This window comes from Rhodococcus sp. AB351, from assembly GCF_049538275.1.
Lineage (GTDB): Bacteria > Actinomycetota > Actinomycetes > Mycobacteriales > Mycobacteriaceae > Rhodococcus.
This window is the reverse complement of sequence record NZ_JBMVFW010000013.1, coordinates 1-22,427: the sequence shown is the minus strand read 5'-3', so window position 1 is coordinate 22,427 and position 22,427 is coordinate 1. Positions and strand designations below refer to the sequence as shown.

Here is a 22,427-nt window from a genome sequence, read left to right as displayed (position 1 = left end):
CCCGGTCGGCGGGTTACGCGCCGAGATCGGGTTCGTCGACGTTGTCGGTGAAGCCGAACGAGGCTGCCTCGTCGTCGGATGAAGCCTCGTCGTTGTCGTCGTCGACAAGGCCGGGGTCGATTCCACCTGCGCTGTCGAGGTCGGCATCGGGGTCGAGGGCAGGATCGAGGTCGACAGAGTCGACGGTGACCGTCTCCGGAACGATCTCGTCGTCGTCCGGGACCAACGAGGTATCGACCGCGGCAGTGCCGGGGTCGGTGGCGATGTCGAGCGCGCGTTCCCAGACCTGATCGGGCAGTTCCGGTAGGTCGGCGAGCACATCGATACCGAGCAGCTCCCCCAGTGAGGGCAGCGGATCGGTCTCATCGCTTGTCATGGGCTCTTCCTTCTTCCCCCGTTGTCCGTCGTCGTCAGGTTGGAGTCGTGTGGGCCCCGGAATGTTCCTGCCACGTCCCAATCTACCGGTCAGGGATCGAGACCGGCGGGATCGAGGCGGGCGGGATCGAGCAGTTCGACGAGTTGTGCTCGTCCCCGGTTGATGCGGGTCTTGACCGTCGCGACCGGCACGTTCTGATGCTCGGCGATCTCGGCGTAACTCATCTGGGCGTATTCGCGGAGCACGACCGCGACGCGGAACTGTTCCGGGAGTCGAGCGAGGGCGTGACGCACCGCGTCGGTGTCGACGACGCGATCGGCCGGTCCCGGCACCGTGGAGGCCCGACCGAGGTCGATCTCGTCGTCGGGGATCTCGCGGCGCTTGCGCACGATCGCCAGCGCGGCGTTGCTCGCGATGCGGTAGAGCCAGGAACCGAAGCGGGAGGTGCCCCGGAACTTGTCGAGGTTCTGCCAGGCGGCGATCAGGGCGTCCTGCAGGGCGTCCTCGGCGTCGTGGCGGTTGCCGGTGATCTGCACACATACCGCCCACACCTGGGTGCGCGACGGTTCCACCAGTGCGGCGAACGCGGCCCGGTCGCCGGACCGGCACCGTTCGATCAACTCCGTCTCGTGCATGGCACCCCCATCTGTACGCGGAGTAACCTACCCGGCCGCGTCGCGCAGCGGTCCGGTGACCGCCATCGGTGTCGTGCACCGACGGTCACCGGACCGCGAGGAGGTCAGTTCTCGCCGAGGCCCATCTCCTCGGCGCGGACGAACTTGACGTACTGAGTGGCCACGCGCTGCGGCACGGTGCGCAGCGTGTCGGAGTCGGGATTCTCGTTGCCGATCGAGCGGAAGCCGGACAGTTCGGCCACGTAGCGGCCGTAGGTCATCAGGCACGCGGCGGCTCGGCCGTCGGCGACGTCGCCCGACCAGCAGGTGGTGTTCGGAAGACCTTGCGTCAGCGAGGGGTCCTCGACCAGGTCCGGATACGTCTCGGCCGTGTGTGCAGCGAACGCGTCCTTCAGGACCTCGGCCTCGTCCGGGCCCGCGGTGCGATAGACGACGCTGTTGACCTTCGCGACACGATCGGTGCCGGTCTGCTCGAACACCACCTCGGTGTCGGCCGGAGCGGAGTCGTAGTGCAACCAGCCGTCCGGTCCGTAGACCGCCATGTCGGAGTTACGTGAGTACTCGCTGTCGACGAATCCCACGGCCCGGGCCATCACCTTGTCCAGATCGATGGGCAGCGAGGCGATCTCGTCGGTGGGGGTGGCCGGGAACCGGTCGAGCAGCTCGATCTGCTGTTGCACACCGCGCGTCGCGGTATCGGTGATCCACTCGGTCCCACCGCTGTCGTCGCCGCTGTAGGTGTAGACGACGAACATGCCGCGTGTGGTGAGCGTGCTCAGGGAAGTGGTGGCCAGTTCCGGCCAGGAGTAGGTGGTGGCCAGTGTCTCGGGCAGTTCCGGGAGCGTCGTCGGGGTCTCCGGACCGGTGGCGAACGGACCGTCCGCGGGCCCGAGCTTGTACTCGTACAGGGCCTGCGCGGCGCCGGCGGCGTCCTCGGGGGTGGGGAATCGCCAGACGCTGACACCGAACTCGCGGCTGTCGTCGTCGGTGCTCCGGAAGCTGGTGAAGGCGTTGATGATCGAGAATTCCTTCAGGATCTCGTTCTCGCTGCCGGAGAAGATGTTGCCCGTGCCGCCGAGGAACACGCCGTTGGTCGATCCGCCGACGGAGAGAGCCGGGTCGACGGTGTGCGGGTGGACGACGAACTCGGCGAGTCGCTGGCCTTCCACCGCCGGACCGAAATCCTCGGCCGCCATGCCCAGCGCAACGAAATCGCGCGGCTGGGTGTTGTAGTCACCGGTATCGAGCGAATCGAGATCCACACCGGCAGAGGTCTGTTCGGCCGTGGTGGTCTCGTCGACGACGGTGGCGTCGCTGTCGGAGGAGCAGCCGGCCACGGTGACGACGGTGACGGCCGCCAGGGCCAGGGCGAGCCGGCCGGTTCGAGGGATGTGCATGAGAAGAGGACTCCTGAAGAGGAAGGTATGGGAGGTAAGGCAGGTCAGGCGTTCCAACCGAGTTCGGCGAGCAGTGCTTCGCCGCGCTCCGTCGTCGTCGAGAACTGCGCGACGAGTCCGGTGGACTTGTCGATGACGGTGAAGTACGAGTTGCCGCCCGGTGGGTGGTCGTAGTCGGCGATACGCGTGCCGTCCGCCGAGACGATCCTGGTGTTGTCGTTCTTGGCGTCACGGAGCCGGATGAAGTTCGAGCGTGCGTACTGATCGTCCCGGTACGCCGACACGGATTCGTAGTCGGTGGGTTCCATGCCCAGCGCCTTCCCGAGGTTGGAGTTGGGGCTGATCTGGCACCGCACCTGCATGGCACCTTCCGAGGAGAAGCCGGACTTCTCGCACGAACTCGACCCGGTGAGCAACTTGGTCGGCAGCAGTTCGACCACCTCGTCGGTGCTCTCACTGCGATAGACCGAATCCGACGTCGCCGGAGGCGGTGCGCCGGTGTCCGACCTGTCCTCGGCCACAGCGGGGGCGGCAGCGTCGCCGGCCGACGCTCCGTCGTCCGCGTCCCCACGGGTCAGGCCGAAGACCACCCCGGCGGCGACGAGCACCGCCAGCGCGGCGCCCCCGGCGATGAGCAGGGGCCGAGACGGCCGTGACCGCTCCACGTCGCGCGTCGGTGCCGGGTTCGGTTGCACCGCAGGGGTACCCGGACGGGGAACGCCGGGTCGGGGTGCTGCGGGGCGGGGAGTGTCCGGTCGCAGCACCTCGGTGTCGAGGTCCGCGGCGGGTTCGGTGGTGCGCCCGCCGGCGACGAACCCGGCCGCGCCCTTGGCCACGACGGTCTTTGGGTCGTCGAGCGTGGCGATGGAACCGAGTTCGGACAGCCGCCGATGCACGTACGGAATCCGGGAGGAGCCGCCGGTCAGATACAGCGCCTGCAGACCCGACCGGTCCACCCCGGCATCGCGCAGCACCTGGGCGGCGAGCTGCACGCCACGGGTGATCTGCGGTTCGATGAGCTGCTCGAACTCGTCGCGGGTGATGGTGAAGGTCAGATCCGCGCTGTTGCCGGTGACCCGGATCGTTGCGGAGGGATGTTCGGAGAGCAGTTCCTTGGCGCGGCGGATCTGATCGTCGAGGGTGCGGCGGGCATCGAGGCCGTCCGGGGTGCGCAACCACGCCGCCAGATCCGGATCGTCGTCACGCAGGCGGTCGTCGACCCACCGGGCGACGGTGGCATCGAGGTTCTTGCCGCCGAGGGTGTTGTCGCCGCCGGCTCGGATGACCTCGAAGGTCCACTCGCTCGTCGCGGTGAGCACGGCGATGTCGAGGGTGCCGCCGCCGAAGTCGAACACCGCGATCGTCGAGCCCTTGACGATCTTCGCGTCGTGCTGGCGCGAGTAGTAGAACGCCGCGGCGCGGGGTTCGGAGATCAGCGAGACGCTGCCGCCGAGTCCGGCCAGGGATGCGGCGTGGCGCAGCACGTCGAGTTCGCGCTGGGACCAGGCCTCGGGGTGGGTGAGCACGACCTCCGCCGGCGGATGGTTGTTGTGCCGGGGTAGCGCCTGGTTGTAGACGGTGCGCAGGACCGAGGCGATGGTGTGGGCGACGGGAACGTCCTGGCCGCGGACCATCACCGACCCGACGGCCACGTGGGTCTTGGGGTAGGCGACGAAGCCGGCCGGATCCACGCCGGCCTGGTTGATGGCGACGTCGCCGGTGGTGATCGCCCCGGTGTGGTCGACGTACACCGAGGACGGCATGAGGTTGGAGGTGTGGGTCAGCGGCAGTGATTCGACCCGGTCCGGGCCGATCCGGTGTGCCGCCGACGTGTTGGACGTGCCGAAATCGACCGCCAGAACCCAGCTCATCTCGATCGTGCCTCTCGAATGCGAACCCACAAAACCTGCATGGACGGTGCGATGACCGCCGCGGACTCTATAGCGGCGAACGGTCGTCGCCCGGTGGCGGGTGTCACGACGCCCCCGGAGCCGGGCACTGCGCCGGCGGAACCTGCACCCGCACCTCGACATAGCGCAGGATCTGCCCCTCGTGACACCAGCCGGGCCGGATCATCGCGGCGACCAGGTTCTCCTCCGCCGGTGCCGCTGCCGGCGTCACCGCCACTGCACGGTGACGGCTCGGATCGAACCGTGTCCCGGGCTCGACGGCCAGACGTTCGACTCCCAGATCGGCGAGTCGTGCGGTCGCGGCGGCGCGCTCGGGCCCGTCCGCCGCGACATCCGCCGCCGCGATCAGTTCGTCGATCCGCTCACGGATCTGCGGTGACATCACCTGCTTGCCCTTCGTCTCGGATCGGTCGGAGTGGGTCTCAGACCAGATCGGAACCGGCGTCGGTCGACTCCGAACCGTTGTCGAAGGCCGAGACGTCGACGTAGTCGTCGGCGATGCCGTCGCCGTCGTAGTCCACCGCACCGGAGTGCAGGTCCACCACCACATCGACCTCGCCGTCGCCGTCCTCGTCGAAGACGGCCAGATCGAGGCGGCCGTCACCGTCGAGGTCACCGGCGACGGCGTCGATGTAACCGTCACCGTCGCGGTCGAACTCGATCAGGTCGGCGTTGCCGTCGCCGTCGGAGTCGCTGATCTGCGCGTCGGTCCTGCCGTCGCCGTCGTAGTCCACCAGCGACAGGTCGACTTGTCCGTCGCCGTCCACGTCGACGTCGGCGACGCGGGTGCCGTCACCGAGGGTGTACTCGTCGAGCACGACCGGCTCGGTGGAGGCGGAACCGGAGGTCACGCTCGAGGTGGACTCGGCGTTCTCCGCGGCGGCGCGATCGGAAGCCGAGGAGGCCGATCCGGCGGAGCTCGACGCACCCGAATTGCTCGCCGAGCCGTAGGACGAGTCCGAGCTCGAGGAGCCGGAGCTGTCGTACCGCTCGTAACGCTCGTAGGACTCGTAGCTCGTCGATCCCGACTGGTCGGACGACGAGGAGCCGTAGGACGAGTTGCCGTCGTAGGAGGACTGCGAGCCGTACGACGAGTCCGCACGGTCGCTGGCGGTGGACTGCGATGCGGCGCGGTCGGCGTTCGAGGAGCTGCTGCCGGGGAAGGAGTTGGTAGCCATGGTCGGTGCCTCTTTCGGTGTCTCGGTGACTGACACAGGTAAGAGAGACCGGGAGGCGGAAAGGTTCCCGCCGAATCGAAAAAATTTCCGAGATTCCTGATCGGCGGTGAAAACGCCAGGTCACGGAGCTGCAACGGTCGGTGATCGTATCGGTCGCGAAACGCCGAACGGTGCGGCCGCATCAGCGACCGCACCGCTCGAAGGGGCTTCGAGAGGACCGTTACGCGCTCTGACGGACCGGCGTGTGACGACCCATCGCGGCGAGGGCGGCGCCGATCACCGCGGTGGCGGCGAGCCCGGCCAGTGCCGCGAGGAATTCGGTGCCACTGAGCGTGCCGTAGTCGGCGAGGCCGGGAAGACCGGCGAAGGCGGCGTCACCGACCGGCAGCGAATAGGCACCGACGATGTGCTCGAGACCGTCCGGACTACCGGACGCGCCGAGAGCCAGCGCACAGGCGCTGACCACGCCCAGACCGCCGATCGCGGCGAGACCACGTCGGACGGCAACAGGAGTGACGGAAGGCCGTGCGTCCCACGCGGCGACGCCGGGCGCGAACGCCATCACGGCGCTCAGCACGGCAGCGGTGATGAGGGCTTCACCGAGACCGATGGCCAGGTGGACCGCGGTCAGGTCGCCGATGAACGCTGCTGCGGCGCCGGTTCCGGCGGTCGCCGAGTACGCGACGCCGAGAACTGCGGCACTCACCGGCACGGACAGACCGGCGCCGACGGCGGCGGTGGTCCGCGTCAGCTTCCCGAGGCCGAGTCGCTCGGCGCCGGTACGGACACCGGCGGCGACGAGGACGGGCAGCACCGCCATCAGCAGCACGTTCACCCCGAGGGCGTTGATCCCGCCGTCCCCGAACAGCAATGCCTGCACACCGACGACGGCGGTCATCGCGAGAAGCGCAAGCCGGGGCCCGAGAAGCGCGGTCGCGAGAGCGCCGCCGATGAGATGGCCGCTGATGCCGCCGGCAATGGGGTAGTTGACCATCTGAGCGCCGAAGATCATCGCTGCGGTCGTTCCGGCGAGAAGGGTGTCCCGGCTCGTGATGCGCGGCCGCCCGGCGGTGGCGGCGAGGACGACCGCACCGGTGGCGATCGCCGCGGCGGGCGCGGTGGCGCTCATGGGGAGGAAATGGTCAGGGACGTGCATGGGTGAGACTCCCTTCGAGGGTGGACGGGTGAACGTGTGCGGAGCGCCAGGAGCGCCAGGAGCGCCAGGTCGACTCGAGCGGCGAGGAGTGGGTAGCGGCACCGAGGAACCGCAGCAGGCTCCCGGGCCCTTCGAGTTGGACGACGCCGTCGCCCTCGGTACGTCGCCCGTAGGTCGCGATGACGTCGTGCACCCGGGCGGAACCGAGGATCCCGGGCTCGGGGAACGCGCCGTGCGCGTACAACTCCTCGACGAAGAGGGGACGACGATCGAGAGTGACCGAGGTACGGCTGCGGATCGCGCCCCCGGTTTCTCCGTGGCGTCCGAGGACGAGGGTCTCCCGCATGCTCGCGGCGGCGTCGGAGGCGAGTTCGATCCGGGTGTCGCGGTGCACGCGGGCGCCGGTGGCGATCACGAACGGGTAGGTGTCCCAGACGAGAGTGCCGCCCTCGGCGACGGTGATCCGCACGTCCCACCGGGACAGCCGTTTGTCGGCGTCGTAGGCGACGGTGCCACCGATGTCCTGCAGTTCGAGCGTGCACCCGGCGTCGACGTGGACGTCGACGGTCACCGAGTCACCACCGAGCAACAGCGCGCCGGCGGCGACGAGGGCGACACGCGCGTGGTCCGGACCGACCTCGACCGTGCGGGGGACGAGCATGCCCGCCCGCAGGGCCAGGCGTGCCCGGCCCGGTGCGCGGTCGATACGGATCGTGGTGCGGGACATGATCAGTCGTGCGTGTGTGCGACGGCGTGATCGTGACCGTGACCGTGCCCATGGCCGTGATCGTGCTCGTCGTCCTCGTCGGCGTGGAAGTGCGGAGCCATCGGACCGGGATCGACAGGGGTGTGCGACCCGGCGCGGTGGGCCGCCAGCATCTCGCGCACCCAGTCACCGAGCGCCTGCACGGATGCGGCGTCGGTCCGGGACAGCGCCAGCACCGGTCCGCCCTCGCGGGCCTTCTCGGCGTCGGCGACCATCTGCGGCACGTCGACACCCACATAGGGGGACAGATCGGTCTTGTTCACCACGAGCAGGTCGGCGCGGCTGATGCCCGGACCGCCCTTGCGGGCGACGTCGCCACCACCGGCGACATCGAGCACGAAGATCTGCGCGTCGACGAGCGCGGGGGAGAAGGTCGCGGTGAGGTTGTCACCGCCGCTCTCCACCAGGACGACGTCGAGCGGCGCGAAGTCGCGTTCGAGATCTTCGACGGCGAGCAGGTTCATGGTCACGTCGTCGCGGATCGCGGTGTGCGGGCACGCACCGGTCTCCACCGCGCGGATGCGCTCGGGATCGAGCACGCCGGCCGAGCGGAGGAAGCGGGCGTCCTCGTCGGTGTAGATGTCGTTGGTGATCACGCCGAGCTGCAGCTCGGACGCGAGGGTGCGGCATATGGTCGCGATCAGCGAGCTCTTGCCCGTGCCGACGGGACCGGCGACGCCGAGACGGAGCGAACGGGTGGTGGTGTGTTCAGGCACGGAACAGCCTTTCCGGAGCGGATGCGTGGGCTTCGGCCCACAGTTCGGTCTGGGGACCACCGGTGGCCGGGATGTCCGCCGGATCGGTGAGGGCGGACAGCTCGGCGATGAGCGGTTCGAGATGAGCGCAGGCCTCGAGCGCCCATCGCGAACCGATGGCCGGGTCGGAGGGGTGCAGTTTGAGGAAGGCCGCGACGATCGCCTGCGCCTCCTCGTACAGCACCAGTCGCGCGGTGTCGATCGCCGGGATGCGCGCGAGCGCCGCGATGGCCCCGACCACCAGTCCCCGCGACGGTCGCGGGGTCCGGGCGTCGAGGTCGTCGAGAACGGTGGAGGGCCACAGGTTCCGGGCCAGTCGCAGATAACCGCGGGCCAGCAACCGGGACGCGTCGCGCTGGGCCGGGCCCGGAGTGCGCGACGCCCAGTGGTCCTCGATCTCGTCGATCCGGAGCGACAGTGCGGCTCCGGCATCGGAGTCGACCGCGTGTCGGGTGACCACGGCGACGCCGGCCTCGACTGCCGCCGAGGTGCGCAACCGTGCGACGAGGAAGCGGCGCACCTCGGTCGGTGACATCCCACCCTGGAGCGCGGGTTCGAGCCCACCCGAGTTGACGTTCCCGCCGACCGGCGCGCGCCCGTCCGCGAGAAGGAGCAGCACCGTGGTGGGGGACAGAGTGTCGGGCAACATCAGAACATCGAATACAGCTGCGTGAGCGGCAGTTCGGTGGCCGGCGCCGGAACGACCCGCTCGCCGTCGATGTCGATGTCGAAGGTGTCGGGGCGGATCTCGATGCGCGGCAACGCGTCGTTCTGCTTCATGTCGGCCTTGCCGATGTGCCGGGTCGGCCGCAGCGGCAACAACCTGCGGCGCAACCCGAGTCGTTCCTCCAGGCCGTCGTCGAGGGCGGTGGGGGAGACGAACGACACCGACGTGTGGGGGGCCAGCGCATCGCCGAACGCCGGACGCTGAAGCACCGGCTGCGGGGTCGGGATCGACGCGTTGGGGTCGCCGAGCGCGGCCCAGGCGATCGATCCGCCCTTGATGACCAGCGACGGCCGGATGCCGAAGAACTTCGGGTCCCACAGCACGAGGTCGGCGAGCTTGCCATCCTCGACAGAACCGAGTTCGTGGTCGATGCCGTGCGCGATCGCGGGGTTGATCGTGTACTTCGCGACGTAGCGACGGGCCCGTTCGTTGTCGGCGGGCATGCCGCCGTGGAGCGCCCCGCGGCGGTTCCTCATCACGTGCGCGACCTGCCAGGTGCGGGTGATCACCTCACCGATCCGTCCCATCGCCTGGGCGTCGGACGAGGTGATCGACAGGGCACCCATGTCGTGCAGGATGTCCTCGGCCGCGATGGTGGTGGCCCGGATCCGGGATTCGGCGAACGCGAGGTCCTCCGGGACGGCCGGGTTGAGGTGATGACAGACCATCAGCATGTCGAGGTGCTCCTCGACGGTGTTCACCGTGTGCGGCAGAGTCGGGTTCGTCGAGCCGGGAATGATGTGCGGCAACCCGGCGATGCTCAGGATGTCCGGGGCGTGCCCACCTCCGGCGCCTTCGACGTGGAAGGCGTGGATCGAGCGGCCGCCGATCGCGGCCAAGGTGCTCTCCACGAAGCCCGCCTCGTTCAGTGAGTCCGAATGCAGCGCGACCTGCAGTCCGTGCTCGTCGGCCGCGCGTAACGCCGCATCGATCGCGGCCGGTGTGGAGCCCCAGTCCTCGTGCACCTTGTACCCGGCGGCACCGGCGAGGGCCTGTTCGCGCAGCCCTTCGGTGGAGACGGTGTTGCCCTTGCCGAGCAGCAGCACATTCACCGGCAGCGAGTCGAGCGCGCGGTGCATCTGCATCAGATGCCACGGGCCCGGCGTGACGGTGGTGGCCTTCGACCCTTCGGACGGACCGGTTCCGCCGCCGGCGATCGTGGTGATGCCGGTGGCGAGTGCCTCGACGATCTGCGACGGCGACAGCAGGTGCACGTGCGAGTCGAACGCGCCGGCAGTGAGGATGCGGCCTTCACCGGAGATGACGTCGGTGGACGGGCCGATCTGCAACTTCGGGTGCACGCCGTCGGCGATGTCCGGGTTGCCGGCGCGGCCGAGGGCGACGATGCGACCGTCGCGGATACCGACGTCGGCGCGCACGATGCCCCACCAGTCCAGCACGATCACGTTCGTGATGACGGTGTCGGGAGCACCTTCGGCCCGCGTCGTCACGCCCTGGGCCATCGATTCGCGGATGGACTTGCCGCCACCGAAGACGGCTTCCTCGCCGCCGAAGGTGCGGTCCTCCTCGATCTGGATCCACAGGTCGGTGTCGCCCAGGCGTACCCGGTCGCCGACCGTCGGTCCGTACAGTGCCGCGTACTCGGCGCGTGTGATCTCCACGTTCTCAGTCCTCCTGCTTCCGCACCTGGATACCGGGTACGACGCGTCGCCCGCGCAGGGCGACGGCGTCCAGTTCGCGGCTGCTGCCGGGTTCGAATCGCTGCGACGTCCCCGACGGGATGTCCAGGCGGAAGCCCTGCGCGCGTTCACGGTCGAATTCGAGGGCCGCGTTCGCGTCCGGCAGGTGGAGGTGTGAGCCGATCTGGATGGGACGATCACCGGTGTTGAGGAAGACGAGGGTGATGCGCTCGTCGTCGGAGCGGTCCGCGTTGAGGGTGAGGGAGCCCTCGGCGACGCGAATCGCTCCGGGTCCCGAAGTCGGTCCGGATGCCATGTCGGGCTCCTTTCAGGAAATCGGGTGGTGGATCGTGACGAGCTTGCGTCCGTCCGGGAAAGTGGCCTCGACCTGCACGTCGGTCAGCATTTCGGTGACGCCGTCCATGACCTCTTCGCGGGCGAGGACCTCGCGGCCCTTCACCATGAGGTCGGCGACGTCGGCGCCTTCGCGTGCCCGTTCGATCACCCAGGTGGACAACAGGGCAACGGCTTCGGGGTAGTTCAGTCGGACGCCGCGGTCCCGCCGGTCGCGCGCCACCATGCCGGCGACGGCCAGAAGGAGTTTCTCGGTATCGGCGGGAGTCAGCTGCATATGTCGTTCTTTCGTGCGAGTCGGCGGTCGTGCACTCGATGCCGATCATGCGCGGCTCTTGTTTCGCGGACGTTACCCCCGCGTATCGCGGAGAAATCCGGACGTATCGACCTCAGAAGTGCTGCCGCACTGCGTGACCCCGGCAACACCGCAGTGGGATGCCGCCACCGCCGTCCATGGCCGGACAGACCTACGGCCGTTCCCGATCGATCGGAAACGGCCGTAGGTCAGCGATATTCGAGGCGTTCGTCGCTAGGACGGAACGGAGACCTCCTGATATCCCGCGAGGATCTCGTCGGTGTGTTCTCCGTGCAGCGGCGGTGCCGACCGCAGCGGCGGTCGTGCCCCCCCGAAATTGACCGGGAACGCGATCTGTTCGAGAGGCCCGGACGCATGGTCGACGGTGCCGACCATGCCGATCGCGGCGGTGTGCGGATCGCTGTAGATCTCGTCGAGATGCCGGATGGGGGATACCGGCACGCCATGTTCCTCGAGGACCCGGCACCAATATTCGACCGTCCCGATGGCGAATGCCTCGGTGAGGACCTCGTCGAGTTCGTCGCGATGCTCGATGCGATCACGGTTGTGGAGGAACCGTGCATCGGTCACGAGCTCGGGTCGGCCCAGCGCCACGCACAGCTTCTCCCACAGCCCGTCGTTCCCCACCGCGACGACGAAGTATCCGTCGCTCGCCGGATATGTCTGGTAGGGAGCGAGATTGGGGTGCGCCGAGCCCAGAGCGTGCGGTCGCTCCCGCGTGGCGAAATAGTTCGTGGCCCAGTTGACGTGCATCGCCAGCTGGCATTCGAACAGCGACGTGGTGACGTACTGGCCGCGACCGGTGCGAGTGCGTTCGACCAGCGCGGCGAGTACCCCGATCACCCCGAACAGTGCTGCACCGAGATCGCCCATCGCGTATCCGGCCTTCATCGGCGCGCCACCGGGTTCACCGGTCAGCGACATCAGACCGCCGGCGGCCTGAGCGACCATGTCGTAGCCGGGCTGGTCGGCCAGCGGTCCCTCGTCACCGAAGGCCGAGATGTGCAGGACGATCAGGTGCGGGTGCTGTTCGGACAGAGCGCGGTAGTCGAAGATCTTCTGCAGGCCGCTGCCGGGTTTGAAGTTCTCGACCACGACGTCGGCGTCGGCGAGCATCCGGTGCACGATCCGCTGTCCCTCCTCCGACTTGAGGTCGATCGTCACCGACTTCTTGCCGCGGTTGACCGCGAGGTAGTAGGTGGCGTCGTCGCCGACGAAGGGTGGCCCCCACACCCGGGTGGGGTCGCCGCCCTGGGGGTGCTCGACCTTGGTGACATCGGCGCCGAGGTCGGAGAACGACATGGTCGCGTACGGTCCGGCGAGGATTTTCGACAGGTCGAGGACCTTGATGCCGGCGAGCGGGGCCGGGCCGGTGGGATGCGTGCTCATGAGCGGGCTCCTGTCAGTGCAGTCGGTGCCGCATCGGCGGCGGTGCTCGGCGCCGCGGCGGCCGCGACGGACGGGTCGACGTCCGTGCCGTCGGCGATCACGGCGAGGTGGTCGAGAGCGACGGCATTCGGTTCACCGGCCAGGCCGTCGAGGTAGGCATGGGCGACGAGCAACGACCGGTGGCCGAGACCGCGCGCGATGCGGTGCGACGCCAGGTCCACGAGCAGGGTCGCCATCACCGTCCGTGCGAGATCGTCGGTGTAGGTCGCGCAGCGGGTTTGCGCGTGCGTGTCGTCGCCGGCGAGCAGGTCTTCGCCGCGCGCCTCGAGCGCATCCCAGCGTTCCCGCAGTGCTGCGACGACCGGGGCGCACTCCGGATGCGCCGCGTGGAGCAGTGTGCGCTGCGCGTCGGCCAGGACCCGGTGCGCGCCGTTCTTGCGCATCGACCGCAGCACGTCGAGCGCGATGACATTGCTCGAACCCTCCCAGATCGATCCGAGGTGTGAGTCGCGCACGAGGCGGGCGAACACCCGGTCCTCGATGTAGCCGCTGCCACCCCGGATCTCCATCGCCTCACCGGTGACGGTGCGGGCGCGCTTGCAGATGTAGTGCTTGGCGACGGGCGTGAGGATCCGGACGACACTGCGGGCCTGCGCGTCACCGTGGTCGGCGCGATCGAGGGTCGCACCGCTGTAGGCGACGAGCGCGAGAGCGGCCTCGGCGTCGAGCAGCAGCGGCAGCAGGGTGGCGCGCATGAGCGGCTGGTCGAACAGGGACTTCCCGAAGACCACCCGATCCCTCGTGTGAGCGACGGCGTCGCGCACGGCGCGCCGGATCAGGGCGCTCGAGCGCATCGCGTTCGACAGGCGGGAGGTGTTCAGCATTTCCGTCATCTGCCGGAATCCACGGTCGAGGTCGCCGACCTGCAGCGCGTACGCCCCGTGCAGGGTGACCTCGCCGCTGGGCATCGATCGCGTGCCGAGCTTGTCCTTGAGACGGTCGATCGTGTACGAGTTCCGGCTCCCGTCGGGAAGCCGCTCGGGCAGCATGAACATTCCGACGCCGCGGGTCGAGTTCTCGTCGCCGCCGGGGAACCGGGCGAGGGTGATCACGACATCGGCGTCCGGGTTGGAGGCGAACCACTTGCGTCCGGTCAAGCGCCATGCGTTGCCGTCGAATTCGGCGCGGGTCTCGGTTTTCGCGATATCGGTGCCCGCCTGGGTCTCGGTCATGAACATCGCCCCCGTCAGAGCGGTGGCCGGATCGGTGGAGGTCAGGCCGTCGATCCACGGGCCGAACACCTCGGGGTCGCCGAACATCCGCAGGGTGCGCGCGGCGGCATCGGTCATCGACACCGGGCAGGCGAGGCCGAACTCGGCCTGCACGAACAGATATGACGCGAGGTACTTGACGAGATGCGGGGGCGTGTCCGTCCAACCGTGGATCGGGCGGTGCGACAGTGCCGAGAGACCGTATTCGCTGTAGGCGGCGCGGCACAGTTCGAGATAGGCGGGGTGGTACTCGATGCGGTCGATGCGCTCGCCGTCGGGGTCGTACCGGTGCAGCACCGGCGGATGGGCGTTCGCCGTGGCCGCGAGCGCGTCGAGACGGTCGGCGGCATCGGCACCCAGGCGCGCGAGGAGACGGTCGGTGAGCGGCCGGTGGGCGTCGGAGATCCAGCGGTCGAGTACCGCATCCAGAGCCGGGTCGGTGTGGGCGTAGTTCATTTTCGTCCGTTCGGTGTCAGGAGGCGTCGGCCGTCGTCCGGGCGGGGGCGGGGCGTGGTTCGTCGGGCTCGGTGCTGGTCGGTGAGCGTTTGAGCAGCGCGGTCATGCAGATCAGGGAGATCAGCACGTATCCGATCCCGAGTCCGACGACCGGCCAGATCGAGCCGGCGCGGTTGAGGAGGAACTGGCTCGCCATCGGGGCGGTGCCGGCGAAGATCGCCGTCGAGATCTGATACGACAACGAGATGCCGGTGTAGCGCACGTGGGTGGGGAAGACCTGCGCGAGGATGCCGGCCAGCGCCGAGTAGTACATCGCGTGCGGCGCGGTGGCGAGCACCATGCCGATGATCGCCCAGGTGAGCGAGCCCGTGCGGATCAGCACGAACATCAGCGGCAGGACGATGAGCTCGGGTCCGAGCATCCACAGCACGGCGCGTCGCGCGTCGATCCTGGTGGCGAGAACCGCACCGAAGGGTTGGACGAGCACCTGCGCGACCAGTGCGAGGGTGATCACGAGCAGGAAGTCCGATCGGGTGAACCCGAGGTCGGTGGTGGCCCAGGCGAGGGCGAAGGTCGTCTTGACGTAGGTGATCGCCACGCCCGCCACCACGGCACCGACACCGAGGAGCAGCGCCGCCGGGTGTGAACGCAGGACTTCGACCAACGGTAGTTTCGTGCGTTCCTGTGCAGCGGCGGCCACGCGCATCTCCGGCGTTTCCTGGATCCGTACGCGGATGTAGAGGGCGACGATCACCAGCGCGGCGGATGCGAGGAACGGAATGCGCCAGCCCCAGTCTTCGAAGGTGGCATCGGACATCGCGGTGAGTCCGAGGAAGGAAAGAGTGGCAAGGAGATTGCCCACCGGCGAACCCTGCTGGGCGAAGGCACCGTAGAGAACCTTCTTGCCGGGTGGGGCGAACTCGGTGGCGATGAGGACTGCTCCGCCCCATTCGCCGCCCATCGCGATGCCTTGCAGCACTCGCAGGGCGACGAGGAGGATAGGCGCCCAGATTCCGATCTGGTCGTAGGTGGGCAGCAGGCCCACGCCGACGGTGCCGGCGCCCATGAGCGCGAGGGTGATGATGACCGCGTTCTTCCGTCCGAAGCGGTCGCCGAAGTGGCCGAAGACGATCCCGCCGAGAGGCCGGGCGATGAAACCGACGGCGAAGGTCGCGAAGGCGGCGAGTGTGCCGACCGCGGGCGAGGCGTCGGGGAAGAACAGTGCCCCGAGGACGAGAGCCGAGGCCGTGCCGTAGATGTAGAAGTCGAACCATTCGATGGTGGTGCCGACGAAGGCGGTCACACCGGCGCGGCGTGCGGCCCGGGTGTCGTGCATCGGGCGTGGCGGCGGGGTCGCGGTGTGCTCTGGAGGAGTATTCACGCTGCACTTCCGAGGGCGTCGAGCGGAGTCGATCCGCGGATGAATGAGTCGTGGATCACTATCACCGGCGCAACCGTGTAAAGTCCAAGACCTAATCGAGCACGATTGTGTAGATCAACTTATAAAGTCGAGGTCGGCATGGAACTTCGGCAGCTGCAGGCCTTCCTGGCGGTGGCCGAGGAGTTGCACTTCGGACGCGCGGCGGAGCGACTGCACATCGCCCAGTCGCCGCTCAGCCAGACGATCCGCGCCCTCGAACGCGACCTCGGCGCCGAGCTGTTCGCCCGCACCACCCGTTCGGTGCAGCTCACCGCCGCCGGTGAATCGCTGCTCGGTCCCGCGCGCGTCATCGCCGCCCAGATCGAGATCGCCCGGACGGTCGTGCGGTCGACGGCCTCGGGTGTCACCGGCGTGGTGAGCGTCGGATTCGGCGGCGCAAGCGGTTACACGGTGATCTCACAGCTGGCCCGGCGCCTCGAGGAGCGTTGTCCCGGGATCGAGCTGGATCTGCGTCCGCAGACCTATACGGGGGAAGTGCTCGATCTCGTCTCGCAGGGACTGCTCGACATGGGGATCGTCGGCCTCCCGGTGCCCCGGGACGTCGCCACCGAGACGGTGCGGCAGGAATCGCTCATGGTTGCGCTGCCGGCGGATCATCGATTGGCGACCCGGGAGGAACTCGACGCCGCCGATCTGACCGGCGAGCGGTTCGTCGTCTATCCCGCCGCCCACGGGTCGAGCGTGCGGGAGATGACCTTCACGGTGTGCCACTCCGCCGGATTCACCCCCGTGATCGCCCGGGAGGCACCGGACCCCTACAGCCTGCTGGCCCTCGTGGGTGCCGGGGTGGGGGTTGCGGTCGTCGTCGCGTCGACCACCGACATCACTGTGACGGGCGTTCGGTACGTCCCGCTGCGGAACAGTCCGGTGCTGCCGATCGCGCTCGCGTGGCGTCGTGACAACCCGGCGCCGGCGGTCCGCCGGGTGGTGGATGTGCTGCGCGCACACGTGAACTGACCGCTGTCGCACCCCGGTATGTGCCCTCCGGGTAAGTCGGGCGTGTCAAGGTGGAAGACACCCTCGAAGGGTCCGACGCTCGAACGGAGGAGGTGAACCATTGCCGGACACCGACGACCGACAACAGCACACCCAGGACGATCTCGATCGTGGCTCTCGACGTCGACGGGCCGTCCTGCAAACTCGTCGAGAAGGTGCCTCGCTCGCGGCAATCGACAGGACTGATGCGCTGACAACTACCGACTCACAAGGACCGCTCGGGCACGGTCGAGCACAGTGTTCAGCGCACGTTCGGCGGCGACACGGTCGGCCGGATGGACGGCCTCCCAGATACCGGACGTCAGCTCCTCGATGCGATGTTCGATCCTTGCCACGGTTTCTCGTCCGGATTCGCTGAGCCGGTCGTCGCGGATCAGGCTCCGAGCGATCAGGGAATCGACGACCTCCGCAGTGTCCGGTACGTAGGTGGTGTCGTGGAGCAGTGCGGGAAGCGCTGGCGAACCGTCGGAGCGTTCGGCGAGGCGCAGTGCGACCCACTGCGTCTCGACCAGGTCCTCGTCGGCAAGGGGATCTGGACGGCCGGACCGATGAGATCGGGGAGTTGCTCCGGTCTGTCCTTTCAACGCCACCACTCGTGGCCACTGTCGCGGACTTCGTTCACGCAGATTCGGAGAAGACCGAACCCGATCGAGAAGGAGACGAGAACATGGGACATCGACCACGGCTCGACGGCACCCGTTACGAGGACTCGACCTTGCACACCGGAAGCTCGAGTGAGCCATGACCACCATCAGCGCCAACGGGGTCGACCTCGGCGTCGAGTTCTTCGGCGACGATGACGCACCACTCGTCCTGCTCGTCGGCGGCACGACGATGCTCTCATGGCCCGACGAACTGTGCACACGGCTCGCCGCGGGTGGGCGTCGTGTCGTGCGGTACGACCTGCGGGATTGCGGGGAGTCGACGACGAAGGACCCGGACGCGCCCGGCTACACCCTGCGCGACCTCGCCGACGATGCGGCAGCCCTCGTCGACGCGCTCGATGGCAGGCCGGCGCATCTCGCGGGCATCGGTGTCGGCGGGATGGTGGCCCAGGTCGCTGCGCTCGACCATCCAGCCGCGTTCCGGGCACTGACTCTGGTCGGGACGCGTCCGGTCGCACCGGGCCCGTGCGATCCCGACCTTCCCGATCACGGCGCGGCGACGATGAAGCGCATGTTCGCGCTCCCGATGCCCGACTGGGCCGATCGCACGGCCGTGGCGGAATTCGCGGCCGCTCGCGCCGCGGTCCTCGGGGACGATCCCGACGCCGCGTGCGTGGTTGCCGAGCGCATCTGGGACCGCACACCGAACGACGAGCCGTCGGTCCAGTCCGCGAATCAGCTCGGAATGGTCTTCGCCAGACTCGATTGCACGCCCCGCTGGCGGGAACGCTTGCGCCAGATCGACGTCCCGACCCTCGTCGTGCACGGCCGCCGGGATCCGTTCTTCCCCGTCGGCAACGGAGAAGCCATCGCACGCGAGATCCCGAGAGCGCGGTTGCTCGTCCTGGACGATGCCGGCACCGCGGTCCCTGTTGCGGTGGTCGACGAGATCGCCGAGGCGATGCTCACGTTGGACCGGTAGTTGCTCACGCCGACCAGGATCGCCAGCGCAGCCTGTCGATGGTGATGGCCGGTCCCGGTGGTCGTTTCGCCTGGTACTGCGGGTATTTGCGGACGAGCGCGTCGATGCCCGCAGTTCCCTCGGCAGTGTCGGCGTCGTGGACCGTGGCGATGCCGTCGATGCGGACCCACCACAGCTGCGACCAGTCGTCGCTGTAGTGGTCGACGAGCACGCACACCCGTGGGTTCTCGGCGATGTCGGCGAGTCGACGCAGGCGCCGGGTGGATTTCGGCTTGTCGTCGACACAGGTGTGGATCACGTCGCCGTCGAGGGCGAACACGATGGGGACGAGGTGTGGCTCGCCGGACCCGTCGGCGGTGGCGAGGCGGGCCACTCGGGCATCGGCGACACTGCGACGGACGTCCATGCGCCTCACGGTAACCGGACGGTCAGTGTCGGCCCGGGAGATCGACCTCCGGCACCGTCTTGTCGGTGCGTAGTCCTCGCCAGCTCGGATGCCGGAGGCTTCCGCCCGCGTACTCCCGGTACTCGACCTCTCCGACGAGGATGGGCTCCACCCAGTGGGCGCCGTGGGTCTCCCGTGCCGGCGGAGCGACCGCCAGTGGGGTGGTGGGCCGCTCCAGCGGACGCAACTGCGATCGCAGCTCGCGGCGGGTCGCGGTGGTGAATCCCGTCCCGACCCGGCCGATGAACACCAACCGTTCCTCGTCGTCGTGCGCTCCGAGGAGTAGCGAACCGATGCCGCCGGCAACCTTGCCGGATCCGGGTACTGGTAGGCCGAAATATGAGAACTTGTCGAAAAGCTACGCATGAGGTGGGATTTGCAGCCGCAGATGCCGGGAGTGCATACCGGGGCAGCAGGATCCGCGGTGCGTTGAATGCGAACCGATTCAGTCAGGTGGTGCGGATGAAAGCCGACCACGAAGGGCACAGATGTCGGCCACGGCCGAGATCGCTTGACTCCCATTGCGTTGGTCCACTTCGTATCTCCCCGCTGATTCGCATTCGAAAGCAGTGAAGGCTTCCTATTGAAGGGGTGGGTTGGGTGGTTGGCATATGGGCGCGGCAAGCAGCGTGCTTACTGGTGTCGCGCAGCAGTAGCTGCTTAGCGGCCTTCGCATAGAGTGTGACGCCTGCGAGTAACTCGACAACGGAATCGACGGTTCATTGTTGCTCGAGAAGAACAGCCTGCCCAGAGTCAGACGGCGGCCTCTGTCTCATCGAATCGGGCACGGTTCTCCTGGATCTCGTCATGATGGGTGCCAGCCCAGTCGATCAGGGTCGTGATCGCGATGAGCAGGGTCTCACCCAGATCGGTCAGCGCGTACTCCACCCTCGGAGGCACCTCCGGATAGGCGGTTCTGGTGACGAGCCCGTCACGCCGCAACTGGCGCAGGGTGTACGTGAGCATGCGCTGGGAGACACCGGGAATCGAGCGCAGCAAGTCGGTGTATCGAAGGGGCCCAGCGTGCAGCGAACCGACAACGAGCACCGCCCACTTGTTGCCCGCTCGATCGATGATCTGCCGGATGGTCTCCCCTTGCTCCGCCGGCCAGCGGGAGCACGGCCCGGGGAGGGCCGCGGTCCGCCCGGTGCTCGGTTCGGGTTCCATGACGAACGTGATCCTTCCGGTTCCGCACACGCGTGTGCCTTTTGTATCGACTTCGATACTGCCCCATCATGGGGTCACACACCATTGGTAAGAAGCCAGGTCAGGTCCGTGGTACCCGCGGCCCGACGTCTGACAGAGCCCGCACGGTGGATATCGTCGCCGCGGGAACAGGGAAGGAAGACCATGTTCATGCGCGCCGCAACCGTTTCCCGCTTCGGTGGACCCGAGGCGGTCGAAATCACCGAGGTTTCGATGCCTGCACCCGGCCCCGGCCAGGTGCGAATCAAGGTCGGTGCGGCTGCGCTGAATCCTGTGGACGCTGCCATGCGCGCGGGGGTGTTCGGCGGAGGGGAACGGATCGGTCTGGGCTGGGATGTCGCCGGCACGATCGAGGCCCTCGGTACGGGGGTCGACCGGAAGGTCGGGGACCGCGTCATCGGCCTGGCCGCGGGGCACCGCGAGCCGCTGGGCACCCACGCCGACTACGTCGTGCTCGACGCGGAAGCCGTCGCCCCCGCCCCGACCTCTCTGGACGACGTGCATGCCGCGGTGCTGCCCCTCAACTCGCTGTCCGCCGCGCAGGCGCTGGACATGATGGCGTTGCGGGCCGGGCAGCACCTGCTCGTCACGGGCGCGGCCGGCGCGGTTGGTGGGCACGCGGTGGAGCTGGCACACCGGCACGGACTGAAGGTCACCGCGTTCGCCTCCGCCGGCGACGAGCCGTTCCTGCTTTCCCGTGGAGCCGACCGTGTCCTTACCCGCGGGGCGACCCTGGAAGCGGCCGGTTTCGACGGGGTGCTCGACGCTGCTGGTTTGGGGCATGGGGCGATCGTCACGGTCCGCGACGGCGGCTCCTACCTCGGTCTGTGGCCGGGGCGGGAACCCGAGGCGGAGCGCGGTGTCCGAGTCGAAGTTCTGGACGTGCGGGCCGACGGTGTCCAGCTCGCCGAACTCTCCCGACTTGCGGACCGAGGGGTGCTCGTGGCCCGCGTCTCAGGGACCTACCCGCTTGAGCGGGCAGCAGCGGCCCACGTAAAGCTGGCCGAAGGTGGCCTGCGCGGACGGATCGTCCTGATCCCCTGACGATCACTCGCGCCGAACGGGCCTGTTCCTGTCGATGGCCATCGCGGAAACTCGACCGCGACGGTCCGATTACCGTCGCCGCCGAGCCTCAGAATCGCCAGTGCGCGGATTTCGGTTTTTCCTGCATTCCACAGTCGACGCCTGCGAACAGGTTGACGTACAGCTGGTCGATCGATTTGTCGCAACTGCTCGTCTCGCCGAGACAGGTAGGGGAGAAGCGTCTTTCGGGGCTGCACCGCTATTGACGGGCATCTCCGACACACCCAGCTTCTGGCCAAAGCGCGATGGTGTGTCCCGCCAATATTCGCTGCATCTCGACAGCGGTGGGTTGTGTGAACTATTGGGATAGGCGGATGCCGGCAGCGTCGACCATGCCGGTGTCGCCGGTGCGTCGAAGTCTCACTCGCGGAGGAGCGCAAGGGTGGGCGACCCGACGACGAGTGCTTGGTGCGAGCGCGACGATGTCGGGTTCGGCTGGTAGCTGCACGCCGGGAGGCGCTGGCCAGTGCATCGCGGACCGGTCAGCCATGGCCGCTACGTCGGAACAATTTGATCAAATCGACTTTCATCGAAGTTGGATCTATGGCCTGCAACTGTGAAACATGCAGGTTGTAAACATGTTATGGACCGATGTCCACGAGGCAGCCGCGCAAGCCACTCAAGGTTTCGTCTCCACATTTGATCAAATAATGGGTAGGGTGCGGTAGTGGTCGCTGAAGTTTCGGCGACCAGGGGTCGCAAAAGCCGAGAGGAGCAGTTGCTATGAGGGAAGACATCATCGGACGGTCCCGTGTGCAGGACACCGACGAGTTGAGAAAGTTCTACAGCCAACTCGAGGCAATGGGTGCGGGGGGCGTTGTGGACGGTGGCGAACGACATTGAGCCGTGGTACCCGCACCCGAGGTCGGTGCCGATGCTGTGGAGATACCGAGACCTGCGTCCGGCTGTGTTGGAGTCCGCGTCGCTGGTGTCCGGTGACGATGCGGGGCGTCGGGTGGTGATGCTCGTCAATGACGGGCGTAAAGAACTCAGTGCTGCTGTCGGGCTCCTCTACACCGGACTCCAGATCATGAACCCGGGCGAGTCGATGACGGCGCACCGTCACGCAGCCGCTGCGCTGCGCTTCGTCATCGAAGGCGAGGGCGCCTGGACAATCGTGGACGGTGACCGACTCAAGGTGGGGCCACGAGACTTCGCCATCACACCCAGCGGTACTTGGCACGAACACGGTAACGACTCAGAGCGCACCCCCGTCATTTGGCAGGACGGGCTCGACATTCCACTGGTCAACACCCTGGATGCCAACTTCTACGCAGTGCATCCCGACTTGCATCAACGGCCCGGCAAGGTCGTCAATACCTCATTGCTCGAGTATGGTGCCG

General features: G+C 68.0%; 24 protein-coding genes. 4 read left to right on the top strand and 20 right to left on the bottom strand.

What is annotated here, in order from left to right; genetic code table 11:
- Positions 1-13 precede the first annotated feature (13 nt).
- The 16 genes from ACPCXD_RS19460 to ACPCXD_RS19385 all read right to left on the bottom strand — a co-directional run bounded on the left by ACPCXD_RS19460 (position 14) and on the right by ACPCXD_RS19385 (position 15,662).
- A complete protein-coding gene (locus ACPCXD_RS19460) occupies positions 14-376 on the bottom strand; it encodes a hypothetical protein (protein WP_016692267.1) in 363 nt (120 codons plus the stop codon).
- Positions 377-465: 89 nt separating this feature from the next.
- A complete protein-coding gene (locus tag ACPCXD_RS19455; protein WP_016692266.1) occupies positions 466-1,011 on the bottom strand; it encodes an RNA polymerase sigma factor in 546 nt (181 codons plus the stop codon).
- A gap of 104 nt (positions 1,012-1,115) precedes the next feature.
- Positions 1,116-2,408, bottom strand: coding sequence for a DUF7373 family lipoprotein (locus tag ACPCXD_RS19450; protein ID WP_016692265.1), 1,293 nt, complete (start codon positions 2,406-2,408; stop codon positions 1,116-1,118).
- Positions 2,409-2,452: 44 nt separating this feature from the next.
- On the bottom strand, positions 2,453-4,279 hold the full coding sequence (locus tag ACPCXD_RS19445) for an Hsp70 family protein (RefSeq protein WP_423660845.1): 1,827 nt from the start codon (positions 4,277-4,279) through the stop codon (positions 2,453-2,455).
- A gap of 103 nt (positions 4,280-4,382) precedes the next feature.
- The gene (gene grpE / locus ACPCXD_RS19440; RefSeq protein WP_016692263.1) at positions 4,383-4,700 is read right to left on the bottom strand and encodes a nucleotide exchange factor GrpE; all 318 of its coding nucleotides are present in this window, start codon (positions 4,698-4,700) and stop codon (positions 4,383-4,385) included.
- Positions 4,701-4,740: 40 nt separating this feature from the next.
- On the bottom strand, positions 4,741-5,496 hold the full coding sequence (locus tag ACPCXD_RS19435) for a hypothetical protein (RefSeq protein WP_016692262.1): 756 nt from the start codon (positions 5,494-5,496) through the stop codon (positions 4,741-4,743).
- A 220-nt stretch (positions 5,497-5,716) separates the two neighbouring features.
- Positions 5,717-6,652, bottom strand: coding sequence for an energy-coupling factor ABC transporter permease (locus ACPCXD_RS19430; RefSeq protein WP_016692261.1), 936 nt, complete (start codon positions 6,650-6,652; stop codon positions 5,717-5,719).
- On the bottom strand, positions 6,639-7,379 hold the full coding sequence (locus ACPCXD_RS19425) for an urease accessory protein UreD (RefSeq protein ID WP_423660842.1): 741 nt from the start codon (positions 7,377-7,379) through the stop codon (positions 6,639-6,641). The genes ACPCXD_RS19430 and ACPCXD_RS19425 overlap by 14 nt, the downstream gene beginning before the upstream one ends.
- A 2-nt stretch (positions 7,380-7,381) precedes the next feature.
- Positions 7,382-8,134 carry an urease accessory protein UreG gene (ureG, locus tag ACPCXD_RS19420; RefSeq protein WP_016692259.1) on the bottom strand — a complete coding sequence of 251 codons (753 nt, stop codon included), beginning with the start codon at positions 8,132-8,134 and terminating at the stop codon, positions 7,382-7,384.
- Complete coding sequence (locus tag ACPCXD_RS19415) at positions 8,127-8,822, bottom strand: urease accessory protein UreF (RefSeq protein ID WP_423660840.1); 696 nt, start codon at positions 8,820-8,822, stop codon at positions 8,127-8,129. The genes ureG and ACPCXD_RS19415 overlap by 8 nt, the downstream gene beginning before the upstream one ends.
- Positions 8,822-10,522, bottom strand: a complete 1,701-nt coding sequence (locus tag ACPCXD_RS19410; RefSeq protein ID WP_423660838.1) for an urease subunit alpha — start codon at positions 10,520-10,522, stop codon at positions 8,822-8,824. Before ACPCXD_RS19410 ends, ACPCXD_RS19415 begins: the two co-directional genes overlap by 1 nt.
- A gap of 4 nt (positions 10,523-10,526) precedes the next feature.
- Entirely contained in the window at positions 10,527-10,856 is a 330-nt protein-coding gene (gene ureB, locus ACPCXD_RS19405; protein ID WP_016933274.1) for an urease subunit beta, read from the bottom strand.
- A gap of 12 nt (positions 10,857-10,868) precedes the next feature.
- Positions 10,869-11,171, bottom strand: a complete 303-nt coding sequence (locus ACPCXD_RS19400; RefSeq protein WP_016933273.1) for an urease subunit gamma — start codon at positions 11,169-11,171, stop codon at positions 10,869-10,871.
- Positions 11,172-11,423: 252 nt separating this feature from the next.
- Entirely contained in the window at positions 11,424-12,599 is a 1,176-nt protein-coding gene (locus ACPCXD_RS19395) for a CaiB/BaiF CoA transferase family protein (RefSeq protein ID WP_423660835.1), read from the bottom strand.
- Positions 12,596-14,326 carry an acyl-CoA dehydrogenase family protein gene (locus ACPCXD_RS19390; protein ID WP_129976803.1) on the bottom strand — a complete coding sequence of 577 codons (1,731 nt, stop codon included), beginning with the start codon at positions 14,324-14,326 and terminating at the stop codon, positions 12,596-12,598. Before ACPCXD_RS19390 ends, ACPCXD_RS19395 begins: the two co-directional genes overlap by 4 nt.
- Positions 14,327-14,342: 16 nt before the next feature.
- Positions 14,343-15,662: an MFS transporter gene (locus tag ACPCXD_RS19385; RefSeq protein ID WP_423660909.1), complete on the bottom strand. Its 1,320-nt coding sequence runs from the start codon at positions 15,660-15,662 to the stop codon at positions 14,343-14,345.
- A 183-nt stretch (positions 15,663-15,845) separates the two neighbouring features.
- Between ACPCXD_RS19385 and ACPCXD_RS19380 the strand changes: the two genes are divergently transcribed.
- Positions 15,846-16,724, top strand: coding sequence for a LysR family transcriptional regulator (locus ACPCXD_RS19380; protein ID WP_129976804.1), 879 nt, complete (start codon positions 15,846-15,848; stop codon positions 16,722-16,724).
- Positions 16,725-16,960: 236 nt separating this feature from the next.
- Here ACPCXD_RS19380 and ACPCXD_RS19375 read toward each other — a convergent pair whose 3' ends face one another.
- A complete protein-coding gene (locus ACPCXD_RS19375) occupies positions 16,961-17,356 on the bottom strand; it encodes a hypothetical protein (RefSeq protein WP_242496717.1) in 396 nt (131 codons plus the stop codon).
- A gap of 148 nt (positions 17,357-17,504) precedes the next feature.
- On the opposite strand from ACPCXD_RS19375, the gene ACPCXD_RS19370 reads away from it, so the two are divergent.
- On the top strand, positions 17,505-18,350 hold the full coding sequence (locus ACPCXD_RS19370) for an alpha/beta fold hydrolase (protein ID WP_016934985.1): 846 nt from the start codon (positions 17,505-17,507) through the stop codon (positions 18,348-18,350).
- Positions 18,351-18,354: 4 nt separating this feature from the next.
- Here the strand turns inward: ACPCXD_RS19370 and ACPCXD_RS19365 are convergent, their stop codons facing one another.
- From ACPCXD_RS19365 to ACPCXD_RS19355, 3 genes are all read right to left on the bottom strand, one after another.
- Positions 18,355-18,756 (bottom strand): TIGR03668 family PPOX class F420-dependent oxidoreductase, encoded by a 402-nt coding sequence (locus ACPCXD_RS19365; RefSeq protein WP_064065421.1) that lies wholly within the window; start codon positions 18,754-18,756, stop codon positions 18,355-18,357.
- A 22-nt stretch (positions 18,757-18,778) separates the two neighbouring features.
- The gene (locus ACPCXD_RS19360; RefSeq protein WP_438287556.1) at positions 18,779-19,045 is read right to left on the bottom strand and encodes an ATP dependent DNA ligase; all 267 of its coding nucleotides are present in this window, start codon (positions 19,043-19,045) and stop codon (positions 18,779-18,781) included.
- A 503-nt stretch (positions 19,046-19,548) separates the two neighbouring features.
- A complete protein-coding gene (locus tag ACPCXD_RS19355) occupies positions 19,549-19,962 on the bottom strand; it encodes a winged helix-turn-helix transcriptional regulator (protein ID WP_423660831.1) in 414 nt (137 codons plus the stop codon).
- A 189-nt stretch (positions 19,963-20,151) separates the two neighbouring features.
- On the opposite strand from ACPCXD_RS19355, the gene ACPCXD_RS19350 reads away from it, so the two are divergent.
- Complete coding sequence (locus tag ACPCXD_RS19350; RefSeq protein ID WP_129976806.1) at positions 20,152-21,045, top strand: NADP-dependent oxidoreductase; 894 nt, start codon at positions 20,152-20,154, stop codon at positions 21,043-21,045.
- A 967-nt stretch (positions 21,046-22,012) separates the two neighbouring features.
- A partial coding sequence (locus tag ACPCXD_RS19345) for a cupin domain-containing protein (protein WP_423660829.1) occupies positions 22,013-22,427 on the top strand: 415 nt, incomplete at its 3' end.